This window comes from Streptomyces antimicrobicus, assembly GCF_020532625.1.
GTDB classification, from domain to species: domain Bacteria; phylum Actinomycetota; class Actinomycetes; order Streptomycetales; family Streptomycetaceae; genus Streptomyces; species Streptomyces antimicrobicus.
Genome location: NZ_JAJAUY010000179.1, coordinates 1 through 10,889 on the forward strand (window position 1 = coordinate 1; position 10,889 = coordinate 10,889).

At 71.3% G+C, this 10,889-nt stretch carries 9 protein-coding genes and 2 tRNA genes; 8 read left to right on the forward strand and 3 right to left on the reverse strand.

Annotated elements, in window-relative coordinates:
* Positions 1-128 precede the first annotated feature (128 nt).
* The 3 genes from LG632_RS27665 (at position 129) to LG632_RS27675 (ending at position 2,109) form a co-directional block, all read left to right on the forward strand.
* A complete protein-coding gene (locus LG632_RS27665; RefSeq protein ID WP_226730292.1) occupies positions 129-590 on the forward strand; it encodes a molybdenum cofactor biosynthesis protein MoaE in 462 nt (153 codons plus the stop codon).
* A gap of 160 nt (positions 591-750) precedes the next feature.
* A complete protein-coding gene (locus tag LG632_RS27670; protein WP_226730293.1) occupies positions 751-945 on the forward strand; it encodes a hypothetical protein in 195 nt (64 codons plus the stop codon).
* Positions 946-1,020: 75 nt separating this feature from the next.
* Positions 1,021-2,109, forward strand: coding sequence for a YlbL family protein (locus LG632_RS27675; protein ID WP_226730294.1), 1,089 nt, complete (start codon positions 1,021-1,023; stop codon positions 2,107-2,109).
* A 72-nt stretch (positions 2,110-2,181) separates the two neighbouring features.
* Here the strand turns inward: LG632_RS27675 and LG632_RS27680 are convergent, their stop codons facing one another.
* Positions 2,182-2,748 carry a PPA1309 family protein gene (locus LG632_RS27680; protein ID WP_226730295.1) on the reverse strand — a complete coding sequence of 189 codons (567 nt, stop codon included), beginning with the start codon at positions 2,746-2,748 and terminating at the stop codon, positions 2,182-2,184.
* Between the two features lie 128 nt (positions 2,749-2,876).
* Between LG632_RS27680 and LG632_RS27685 the strand changes: the two genes are divergently transcribed.
* The 4 genes from LG632_RS27685 (at position 2,877) to LG632_RS27700 (ending at position 8,104) form a co-directional block, all read left to right on the forward strand.
* A complete protein-coding gene (locus tag LG632_RS27685) occupies positions 2,877-5,768 on the forward strand; it encodes a UPF0182 family membrane protein (RefSeq protein WP_226730300.1) in 2,892 nt (963 codons plus the stop codon).
* A gap of 48 nt (positions 5,769-5,816) precedes the next feature.
* Positions 5,817-5,890, forward strand: a tRNA-Met gene (locus tag LG632_RS27690).
* A gap of 237 nt (positions 5,891-6,127) precedes the next feature.
* The gene (locus LG632_RS27695; protein WP_374203606.1) at positions 6,128-7,969 is read left to right on the forward strand and encodes a tetratricopeptide repeat protein; all 1,842 of its coding nucleotides are present in this window, start codon (positions 6,128-6,130) and stop codon (positions 7,967-7,969) included.
* Between the two features lie 61 nt (positions 7,970-8,030).
* Positions 8,031-8,104 (forward strand) — tRNA-Met (locus LG632_RS27700).
* A gap of 134 nt (positions 8,105-8,238) precedes the next feature.
* Here LG632_RS27700 and LG632_RS27705 read toward each other — a convergent pair.
* Positions 8,239-8,655 (reverse strand): Fur family transcriptional regulator, encoded by a 417-nt coding sequence (locus tag LG632_RS27705; RefSeq protein ID WP_226730297.1) that lies wholly within the window; start codon positions 8,653-8,655, stop codon positions 8,239-8,241.
* A 153-nt stretch (positions 8,656-8,808) separates the two neighbouring features.
* Here LG632_RS27705 and LG632_RS27710 point away from each other — a divergent pair, with 153 nt between their 5' ends.
* Positions 8,809-10,260 (forward strand): catalase, encoded by a 1,452-nt coding sequence (locus tag LG632_RS27710; RefSeq protein WP_226730298.1) that lies wholly within the window; start codon positions 8,809-8,811, stop codon positions 10,258-10,260.
* A gap of 90 nt (positions 10,261-10,350) precedes the next feature.
* Here the strand turns inward: LG632_RS27710 and LG632_RS27715 are convergent, their stop codons facing one another.
* Positions 10,351-10,743 carry a CBS domain-containing protein gene (locus tag LG632_RS27715; protein WP_226730302.1) on the reverse strand — a complete coding sequence of 131 codons (393 nt, stop codon included), beginning with the start codon at positions 10,741-10,743 and terminating at the stop codon, positions 10,351-10,353.
* Positions 10,744-10,889 lie beyond the last annotated feature (146 nt).

Below are 10,889 nucleotides of genomic sequence, written 5' to 3' on the forward strand. Positions count from 1 at the left end.
GCAGCCCCGGGCCCGTGGCGGGGCCGGGCTCCGGTCGCCGCGGTCTGTAGGAGGCTCCAGGACCGGGCCGCCGCTCCCGGTCGATCTCGCTATTCCCCGGTCCCGGCAGCTGGGGCACGATGGACGGTATGGCACCGCACTTCGACCACCCCGGCGAGCAGGCCGCGGCCGACCCCATCCGGCTGCTGGCGATCCGTGAGACCCCCTTGTCCCTGGACGAGGTCTTCCAGGCCGTCGGTGACGACGCCACGGGCGGGACGGCGCTGTTCGTCGGGACGGTGCGCAACCACGACGGCGGGGCGGACGTCGACGCGCTCGGCTACTCCTGCCACCCGACCGCGGAGGCCGAGATGCGCCGCGTCGCCGAGCGGGTCGTCGCCAAGTACCCGGTGCGGGCCCTGGCCGCCGTCCACCGGGTGGGGGACCTCGGGGTGGGGGACCTGGCCGTCGTCGTCGCCGTCTCCTGCCCGCACCGCGGTGAGGCCTTCGAGGCGTGCCGGATGCTGATCGACGACCTCAAGCACGAGGTGCCGATCTGGAAGCACCAGAAGTTCTCCGACGGGACCGAGGAGTGGGTCGGGGCCTGCTGACCCCGAACCCTGCCGCCTGCCGCCGCGGCTGCGGTCCCCCGCCGAAAGGGGGACGATCTCGGCCGTTCGGGCGTCCAACACGCCCTCGATTTGCGTAACTCCGGCCTTGGCCCGAGCGTTGAGGTCACGAACGCATCGTTGCTGTGGCAGGAGGCAGGCCATGGGGTCTCTGGCGTGGTTGCTCATTCCGCTTTTCGCCGCCGTCGGGGCGGCGATATGGGGCAGCTGGGCGGCTCGCGACCGGACCTCCGGGGACATATCCGAGCTCGCCGGCTACGCGCGGTTCCGTGAGGCCATGGACCGCAACGAACGGGCCCACCGCGAGGCCGCGCACTCCGGTTCCGACGCCGTCTGAGGGGTCCGGGGCCCGGCGCCCCGTACGGACCGGCCCCGGCGGCAGCCGGGCCGAGGCGTCCCGTACTGTCGAGCCATGCCACGCCGCACCGCGACGATGCTCGCCTCCACGCTCCTGCTGTTCGCGCTGCTGTGCGCGGGGGTCTTCCTGAAGGTCCCGTACTCGGAGATGAGCCCCGGTCCGACGGTGAACACGCTCGGCGAGTCGCGTGGCGAGCCGGTCCTGCAGATCGCCCAGCGGAAGACGTACCCGACCAGCGGTCACCTCAACATGACGACGGTCCGGGTCACCGGCGCCGACTACGACATGAACCTGCTGGAAGCGGTCCACGGCTGGCTCTCGGGCGACAACATCGTCGTCCCGCACGAGAACCTGTACCCCAACGGCAAGACCGACGCGGAGTCCACGCAGGAGAACGCCGAGGAGTTCAGCCAGTCGCAGGAGAGCGCCAAGGTCGCGGCCCTCAAGCAGCTCGGCATCCCGGTCACCGCCCGCGTCGTGGTCTCCACCGTGGTCAAGGGCAGCCCGTCCGAGGGCACGCTGCACGCGGGTGACGTGATCAAGGCCGTCGACGGCAGCCCGGTCAGGGCCCCGGAGGACGTGGCCAAGCTGGTCACCAAGCACAAGGCGGGGGAGCCGGTCGAGTTCACGATCGTGCCCGCCAAGGACGCCGAGGCCGCCGAGAAGGCCGGCAAGGAGCCCGAGGGCAGCCAGAAGATCGGCATCACCACCGCCAAGGCGGAGGGCGACGGACACGCGATCGTCGGCATCAAGGCGGGGACCGACCACACCTTCCCGTTCCCGATCGACATCAAGCTCGCCGACGTCGGCGGCCCGAGCGCGGGCCTGATGTTCGCGCTGGGCATCGTCGACAAGCTCACCCCGCAGGACCTGACCGGCGGGAAGTTCGTCGCGGGCACCGGCACGATCGACGACAACGGCAAGGTCGGCCCGATCGGCGGCATCCAGATGAAGACCATCGGCGCGCGGGCGGCCGGGGCCCGGTACTTCCTGACCCCGGCCGACAACTGCGCCTCCGCCGCCGCGCGGGTGCCGGACGGCCTGACCCTGGTCAAGGTCGACACCATCGCCGACGCCGTGCAGTCGCTGGAGAAGATCGGCAAGGGGGACACGGGGGCGCTGCCCCGGTGCGCGGCGAAGTAGCGCCCCGCCCCGCCGAGCCCCTACGCGGCCCCGCCCCGCCGAGCCCGTACGCGGCCCGCCCCCGCCCAGCCCCTACGAGAACGTCGCCGCCAGCGCGTCCGCCAGCCCCGGCACCAGGCTCGCCCCGGTCAGGACCTCGCTCGCCGAGTCCTTCTCCCGCAGCCGTACGGCCGACTCGCGCGAGCCGTCGCGCAGGACCCCCACCGTCAGCCGGACCTCCTGCCGCTCCGGGTGGGCGGCGACCCACTTGGCCAGCTGCTTGTCGTTCAGCCCGGTCGGTACGGAGGCCTCCGCGGACGGCGGCAGCATCAGCCGCTCCACGGTCAGCGCGCAGCCGACGACCGCGTCCGGCCAGGCGACGGTGCCCAGGAACTTGTCGAGCGGGGTCCCGGCCGGCAGCTCGTCCTGCTCGATCGGGGTGAGCTGGGCCTTGCCGGCGTCGTCCTGGTCCAGGCCGAGCTGCCCGGCCAGCCGGGGCTCCTGCCGGCGCAGCTTGGCGGTGTCGACGAGGGCGAACAGGCGGGCGGGCTGGTCCCAGCCGCGGCCGGCGGCGTACTCGTCGATTTCGAGGACGGCACGCGTCAGGGGGCTGGCCGCCATGGGGGTGCCGGAGGAGGAAACGTTGGACATGGGCAACATCCTGCCTCCTTTCCGGCCGATACCGGGAACTGACTAAAGGCTCAGTAAGTTGCATGAGTGGGCCTCTACCATCAGGGGCCCACACGCAGACACACGCGACTTTCGAGGTGCGCACCTTGGCTTTCCAGATGCCGGACCGCGGCGGAGGCCCTTCCGGGCCACGGATCAGAGTCGGCCGCCCGTCCCGGCGAGCCCGCACTCTCCTGATGACCCTGGGCGTCCTGGCCGTCCTGGGCATGGCGTTCATCATGTTCGCCGGGTTCTGGACCGACTGGCTCTGGTTCCGGTCCGTGCACTACTCGTCCGTCTTCACCACCACGCTGTGGACCAAGATCGGACTGTTCGCGGTGTTCGGCCTGCTCATGGCCGGTGTCGTCGGGCTGAACATCTGGCTGGCCCACCGGCTGCGGCCGCCGCTGTCCGCGATGTCGCTGGAGCAGCAGAGCCTGGACCGCTACCGGATGAGCATCGCGCCGTACAAGAAGTGGCTGCTCATCGGCATCGCGGTGCTGGTCGGCCTGGTCGCGGGCGCCTCGGCGGCCGGCCAGTGGAAGACCTGGCTGATGTACGTCAACGGGGTGCCCTTCGGCACGAAGGACCCCCAGTTCCACCTGGACGTCGCGTTCTACGCCTTCGACCTGCCCTGGTACCGCTTCCTGCTCGGCTTCGGCTTCGCCGCCGCCGTGCTCTCGCTGATCGCCGCCGCGGCCGTGCACTACCTGTACGGCGGCCTGCGGGTGACCAGCCCCGGCGCCCGGGCGACGGCCGCGGCCACCGGGCACCTGTCGGTGCTGCTCGGCATCTTCGTCTCGCTCAAGGCGGTCGCGTACTGGCTCGACCGGTACGGGCTGGCGGTGAAGTCCAGCGACTTCAAGGCCTCCGACAACTGGACCGGCCTGCGCTACGTCGACGCCAACGCCTACCTGCCGGCCAAGACCATCCTCTTCTGCATCGCCGCGATCTGCGCGGTGCTGTTCTTCGCGACGCTGTGGCGCCGCACCTGGCAGCTGCCGGTGATCGGCTTCGGCCTGATGGTGCTCTCCGCGATCCTGATCGGCGGGCTGTACCCGGCGATCGTGCAGAAGTTCCAGGTCCAGCCGAACGAGCAGGCCAAGGAGTCGCCGTACGTCGAGAAGAACATCGCCGCGACGCGTGACGCCTACGGGATCGCCGGCACGGAGGTCAAGGACTACCCGGGCGTGCCGGACCCGAAGGCGGACAAGAACCAGCTGCGGCAGGCGGCCGACACCACGGCCAGCGTCCGGCTGCTCGACCCGAACATCGTCTCGCCGGCGTTCCAGCAGCTCCAGCAGGTCAAGGGCTACTACGCCTTCCCGTCCACGCTGGCCGTCGACCGGTACAACGGCCAGGACACCGTGATCGGCCTGCGCGAGCTGAACATCGGCGGCATCCCGAAGAACAACTGGATCAACGACCACTTCCGCTACACCCACGGTTACGGCGTGGTCGCCGCCAAGGGCACCACCGCCGCGGCCGACGGCAGCCCCGACTTCACCCAGTCGGACCTGCCCTCCAAGGGCCAGTTCGGCACCGACTTCGAGCAGCGCATCTACTACGGCGAGCAGACCAAGCAGTACTCGATCGTCGGCGGTCCGCAGAAGGAGCTCGACTACTCCGACGACAAGGCGGGCGAGAAGGAGACCACGTACGAGGGCAAGAGCGGGGTCAACCTCGACAACCCGGTCAACCGCGCCGCGTACGCCCTGGCCTTCAGCGAGCCCCAGATCCTCTACTCCGGCGCCATCGGCGACGGCTCGCGGATCCTGTACAACCGCACGCCCAAGGAGCGCGTCGAGGCCGTCGCCCCCTGGCTGACCATCGACGGGGCGCCGTACCCGGCGGTCGTCGACGGCCGGATCAAGTGGATCGTCGACGCGTACACGACCAGCAACGGCTACCCGTACGCCTCGCGCACCACGCTCGGCCAGAGCACCGCCGACTCGCTCACCAACAGCCAGCGGGCCGTCGTCGCGCAGGAGAACCAGGTCAACTACATCCGCAACTCGGTCAAGGCCACCGTCGACGCCTACGACGGCGCGGTGGAGCTGTACCAGTGGGACACCAAGGACCCGGTCCTCAGGACGTGGATGAAGGCCTTCCCGGGCACGGTCAAGCCCAAGGCCGACATCCCGCCGAAGCTGCTGGAGCACCTGCGCTACCCGCAGGACCTCTTCAAGGTCCAGCGCGAGCTGCTGACCCGCTACCACGTCACGGACCCGCAGACCTTCCTCTCCGGCTCCGAGGCCTGGGAGGTGCCGGACGACCCCACGACGAAGGCCGGCACGGCGGTCCCGCCGTACTACCTGTCGATGAAGATGCCGGGCCAGAAGGAGAAGGACCAGGTCTTCTCGCTGACCACCACCTTCACCCCGAACGGCCGGCCCAACCTCAGCGCCTTCATGGCGGTCAACGCCGACCCGGGCACCCCGGACTACGGCAAGATCCGCATCCTGAAGATGCCGACCAGCAAGCCGGTGGACGGCCCCAAGCAGGTGCAGAGCAAGTTCAACTCCGAGCCCAAGATCGCCGAGTCCATCCGGCTGCTGCGCGGCGGCGACTCCGAGGTCGAGTACGGCAACCTGCTCTCGGTCCCGCTGGCCGACGGCATGCTGTACGTCGAGCCGGTCTACGTCCGCAGCTCGGGCCTGAAGTACCCGCTGCTGCGCAAGGTGCTCGTGACCTACGGCGGTCAGACGGCCTTCGAGGACACCCTGGAGAAGGCGCTGAACGTGGTGTTCGGGGCCGAGGCGCCGACCACCCCGGTCCAGCCGCCGACCCAGCCCGACGGCACGGTCAAGCCGCCGGCCGCGCAGGACCCGACGGTCAAGGCGGCGCTCGCCGACGCGCAGAAGGCGATCGACGACGCCGAGAAGGCGCGGCAGGCCGGTGACTGGGCGGCCTTCGGCAAGGCCCAGGACGAGCTGAAGGCGGCGGTCAAGCGGGCGATGGAGGCGGAGGCCAAGCTGGGCTCCGCACCCAAGCCGCAGGGGCAGCCGTAAAACCCTGGCGAGGTTCCGCTCCGCGTCGTGATACGGTTGTTTCACCGACGCGGGGTGGAGCAGCTCGGTAGCTCGCTGGGCTCATAACCCAGAGGTCGCAGGTTCAAATCCTGTCCCCGCTACTGAAGACGAAGGCCCGGATCCTCTGGATCCGGGCCTTCGTCGTGCCTGTTGCGCTCCGGTCTCCCGGCTGTGACGAGACCGGGACGGACACGAGGTAGCTGGGGCAGGTGAGTTGGGGCGGGAGCGTGTTTGACTTGTCTCTCTGTGGGCATGTCGACAAAACGCTGTAGGCACGACCTCACTGGCTGCGACATACCAGGTGTACGCGGGTAGCAGGTGATGCGACGATGGGATTTATGGGGGACAGGTCAACTCTGCTGGAGACAGGGCGGTTTTTGAGGTCGCACACCGAAGAGGGCACCGTGGCCAACGAGTCGGCTCCCGCAGCGGACACGGACACCGCACTGACCGATGCGGCGTTCGCGGACGTACTGGCGGAGGCCCACGCGGCGAGCGAGGCGGAGCTGGAGGCCCGGCACCGGGTCGCCGCCGACAAGGGGGACCCGGGCGCGATGAGCGTGCTCGGGGCCCTGCTGCTGCGCCGGGGCGACCTGGCCGGCGCCGAACCCTACCTGCGGGGCGCCACGGCGGCAGGTGACCGCGCCGCCGCGAACAACCTGGGCGTCCTGCTGCACCAGCGCGGCTGCCCGGAGGAGGCGGCCGGCTGGTGGCGCGTCGCCGCCGTGGCCGGATCCGCCCCCGCCGCGCACGCCCTGGGCCGGCACTACCGCGAGCGCGGGGACGAGCCCGCCGCCGAGTACTGGCTGCGCCAGGCGGCGGAATCCGGCCACGCGCTGGGCGCGTACGGACTGGCCGACCTGCTGGAGCGGCGCGGCGACAAGGGCGCCGAGCGCTGGCTGCGGGCCGCCGCGGAGCAGGGGCACCGGGAGGCCGCGTACCGGCTCGCCCGGATCCTGCGCCGCCGAGACCCCGCCGAGGCCGAGCAGTGGTACCGGCAGGCCGCCGCGCGCGGTCACCGCCGGGCCGCCCTGCACCTGGGCGCGATGCTGGAGGCGCGCGGCGAGCTCAAGGAGGCCGAGCGCTGGTACCTGACCGCCGCCAAGCAGGGCGAGGCCCGGGCCGCGTGCGCCCTGGGCTTCCTGCTGCGCGACGCCGGTGACGAGGACAGCGCGGCCGCGTGGTGGCACCGGGCCGCCCAGGACGGCGACGGCAACGCCGCCAACGCCCTGGGCGCGCTGCACGCCTCCCGGGGCGAGACCCAGACCGCGGAGCGCTGGTACCGCGCCGCCATGGACGCCGGCGATCAAAACGGGGCGTACAACCTTGCTCTGCTGTGCGCGTCGCAGGACCGCACCGCGCAGGCCGAGCAGTGGTACCGCCGCGCCGCCTACGCCGGCCACCGGGAGGCGGCCAACGCGCTGGCGATCCTGCTCCTCCAGGGCGGGGACGCGGCCGGCGCCGAGCCGTGGTTCTCCAAGGCGGCCGAGGCGGGCAGTGTGGACGCCGCGTTCAACCTGGGCATCCTCTTCGCCAGCCGCGACGAGGACGAGATGGCCCTGCGCTGGTACGAGCGCGCGGCCGCGGCCGGGCACACCGACGCCGCGCTCCAGGTCGGCATCGCCCTGGTCCGCGACGGCAACGAGCGGGCCGCCGAGAAGCACCTGCGGTGCGCGGCGGGCGGCGGCAGCGCCGAGGCCGCCTTCCGCCTGGCCGCGCTGCTGGAGTCGCTGGCCCCGCCGCCGGAGGCCCCCGCCCTGGGGGAGCCGGTCGCAGGTCCCCGCAGCGAGAGCGAGGAGTGGTACGAGCGCGCCGCCGAGCTGGGCCACCGCCGGGCCCAGGTCCGGGTCGGCATGCTGGCCGCCGGCCGCGGCGACCTGGCGGTCGCGGCCCGCTGGTACCGGGAGGCCGCCGAGGCGGGCTCCCGCAACGGCGCCTTCAACCTCGGCCTGCTGCTGGCCCGCGAGGGCAGCGAGCCGGAGGCGGCCCTGTGGTGGACCCGCGCCGCCGTGGCCGGCCACGGCCGCGCGGCCCTGCGCCTGGGCCTCCTGGCGGCCCGCCACGGCGACCTGGCCGAAGGCCAGAAGTGGTGCGCCCGCGCCATGGAACTCGGCCCGTCCGAGGTGGCCGAACGCGCGTCCCGGCTGCGCGAGGCCCTGGCGGCGGAACAGTCGGCGTAGGCCGCGGGCGTTAAGCGATTTGCATGGTGCCGGGGGCTTCACGTAACGTTGGGTTCACCGACGCGGGGTGGAGCAGCTCGGTAGCTCGCTGGGCTCATAACCCAGAGGTCGCAGGTTCAAATCCTGTCCCCGCTACTGAAACCGAAGGCCCGGATCCTCTGGATCCGGGCCTTCGGTGTTTTTCCGGCCTTCACGACACCGACGAAGCGGCACGGACGAAGGGGCGGGAGCCCGACGGCTCCCGCCCCTTCGTGCCGTTCGTGGCCGGGTCAGGCGGCCGCGCAGTTCGGGCAGACGCCGCGGTACGTCACCTCGACGCCCTCGACCGTGAAGCCGAAGCGCTCCGAGGCGGGCAGGTCGGCCAGGGGGTTGCCCGACGGGTGCACGTCGCGGATGGCGCCGCAGCGGGCGCAGACCAGGTGCTGGTGGGGGCGGTGGGCGTTGGGGTCGTAGCGCTTGGCCCGGCGGTCCGTGGCGACCTCCAGGACCTCGCCGAGGGCCACCAGCTCGCCCAGGGTGTTGTAGACCGTCGCGCGCGAGATCTCGGGCAGCTTGGCCACCGCGCGGGCGTGCACCTCGTCGGCCGTCAGGTGCACGTGGTCACCGTCGAGCACCTCGGCCACGACGCGCCGCTGTGCGGTCATGCGCCAGCCGCGTCCGCGGAGGCGTTCCAGCAGGTCACTCATGGATGCCAGCCTAACAGTCGTGGGGACCGGGTGTAGATCACGAACGAGTGTGGGTTTGGATGCTTGCTTGACTTAGACAAAGTCCATTGTAGGATTTCGTACGGCGTAGCGACAGGACGAGCACCACGTGCACCGAAGGACCAGGAGGCCCACATGACGCAGGGACCGCTGACCACCGAGGCCGGCGCGCCGGTCGCCGACAACCAGAACAGCGAGACCGCGGGCCTCGGGGGGCCGGTGCTGGTGCAGGACCAGCTGCTGCTGGAGAAGCTCGCGCACTTCAACCGCGAGCGCATCCCGGAGCGCGTGGTGCACGCCCGCGGCGCCGGTGCCTACGGCACCTTCACCGTCACCGCCGACGTGACCCCCTACACGCGGGCCGCGTTCCTCTCCGAGGTCGGCAAGCAGACGGAGGTCTTCCTCCGCTTCTCCACCGTCGCCGGCAACCTCGGTGCCGCCGACGCGGTGCGCGACCCCCGCGGCTGGGCGCTGAAGTTCTACACCGAGGAGGGCAACTACGACCTCGTCGGCAACAACACCCCGGTGTTCTTCATCAAGGACGCCATCAAGTTCCCGGACTTCATCCACACCCAGAAGCGCGACCCGTACACCGGCTCGACCGAGGCCGACAACGTCTGGGACTTCTGGAGCCTGTCCCCGGAGTCCACCCACCAGGTGACCTGGCTGTTCGGCGACCGGGGCATCCCGGCCTCCTACCGCCACATGAACGGCTACGGCTCGCACACGTTCCAGTGGAACAACGAGGCCGGCGAGGTCTTCTGGGTCAAGTACCACTTCAAGACCGACCAGGGCATCAAGAACCTCACCCAGGCCGAGGCCAACGCCCTGGCCGGCGAGGACCCCGACAGCCACCAGCGCGACCTGCGCGAGGCCATCGAGCGCGGTGACTTCCCGACCTGGACCGTGCAGGTGCAGATCATGCCCGCGGCCGACGCGGCGACGTACCGCTTCAACCCGTTCGACCTCACCAAGGTGTGGCCGCACGAGGACTACCCGCCGATCGAGATCGGCAAGCTGGAGCTCAACCGCAACCCCGAGAACATCTTCGCCGAGGTCGAGCAGTCGATCTTCAGCCCCGCGCACTTCGTGCCCGGCATCGGCCCGTCCCCGGACAAGATGCTCCAGGGGCGCCTGTTCGCCTACGGCGACGCCCACCGCTACCGCGTCGGCATCAACGCCGACCACCTGCCGGTGAACCGCCCGCACGCCACCGAGGCGCGCACCAACTCCCGGGACGGCTTCCTCTACGACGGCCGCCACAAGGGCGCGAAGAACTACGAGCCGAACTCCTTCGGCGGCCCGCACCAGACCGGCCGCCCGCTGTGGCAGCCCGTCGCGCTCACCGGCGCCACCGGCAACCACGCCGCCCCGGTGCACGCCGAGGACAACGACTTCGTCCAGGCGGGCAACCTCTACCGGCTGATGTCCGAGGACGAGAAGAGCCGTCTGATCGAGAACCTGTCCGGCTTCATCGCCAAGGTCTCCCGTGACGACATCGTCGAGCGCGCCGTCGACAACTTCCGTCAGGCGGACGCTGACTTCGGCAAGCGGCTGGAGGCCGCGGTCCAGGCCCTGCGCGGCTGACCCGGGCGCTCGCCGGAGCGGAGCGGCGGGCCGGAACCCTTCGGGGTCCCGGCCCGCCGCCGTTGTGCCGTACGCGGGCGCGGCGGGCCGTCAGGCCGCCACCGAGCGCCGGGCCGGTACCCAGCACCGGATGATGTCGCGGACGGAGACGATCCCGACCGGGCCGCCGTGCTCCAGCACGATCAGGTGCCGGAAGCCGCCGTGGACCATGGCCTCGGCGGCTTCCTGCAAGGTGGCGTCGGGGGTGCAGAACACCACGTTGTTCGTGGTGTGCGCGCCCACGCTCTCGCGGTCGGGGTCGTGCCCCGCGCCGAGGGAGTTGAGGATGTCGCGCTCGGTGAGGATGCCGATGCCGCTGTGGTCGGGGTCGTGGACGACGGCCGCGCCGACGCGCCGGCCGGACATCAAGGTCGCTGCCTGTCGGAGGGTGTGGGCGGGTCCGAGGGTGAGGATCACGGTGCTCATGGCGTCACGGACGAGCATGAAGAGAGCCACCTCCTGGATGAGACCCCGCTCGGGCGGAGCGCCTGGTGAAGAGATTCACAAGCGCACAAGCGGGCCATCGTCAGAGTCCCACGGCTCCGGACCGTCAACAAGGGGGCACGCATCGTGAATGGCGGGCGCCGGGC

Excerpts from the sequence above, each read along its gene's own strand:
- LG632_RS27670 (WP_226730293.1), top strand. The coding sequence starts at position 751 with ATGGGGTCTCTGGCGTGGTTGCTCATTCCGCTTTTCGCCGCCGTCGGG.
- LG632_RS27695 (WP_374203606.1), top strand. The coding sequence starts at position 6,128 with ATGGGGGACAGGTCAACTCTGCTGGAGACAGGGCGGTTTTTGAGGTCG.
- LG632_RS27680 (WP_226730295.1), bottom strand. The coding sequence starts at position 2,748 with ATGTTGCCCATGTCCAACGTTTCCTCCTCCGGCACCCCCATGGCGGCC.
- LG632_RS27705 (WP_226730297.1), bottom strand. The coding sequence starts at position 8,655 with ATGAGTGACCTGCTGGAACGCCTCCGCGGACGCGGCTGGCGCATGACC.
- LG632_RS27665 (WP_226730292.1), top strand. The coding sequence starts at position 129 with ATGGCACCGCACTTCGACCACCCCGGCGAGCAGGCCGCGGCCGACCCC.
- LG632_RS27675 (WP_226730294.1), top strand. The coding sequence starts at position 1,021 with ATGCCACGCCGCACCGCGACGATGCTCGCCTCCACGCTCCTGCTGTTC.
- LG632_RS27715 (WP_226730302.1), bottom strand. The coding sequence starts at position 10,743 with ATGCTCGTCCGTGACGCCATGAGCACCGTGATCCTCACCCTCGGACCC.
- LG632_RS27685 (WP_226730300.1), top strand. The coding sequence starts at position 2,877 with ATGCCGGACCGCGGCGGAGGCCCTTCCGGGCCACGGATCAGAGTCGGC.
- LG632_RS27710 (WP_226730298.1), top strand. The coding sequence starts at position 8,809 with ATGACGCAGGGACCGCTGACCACCGAGGCCGGCGCGCCGGTCGCCGAC.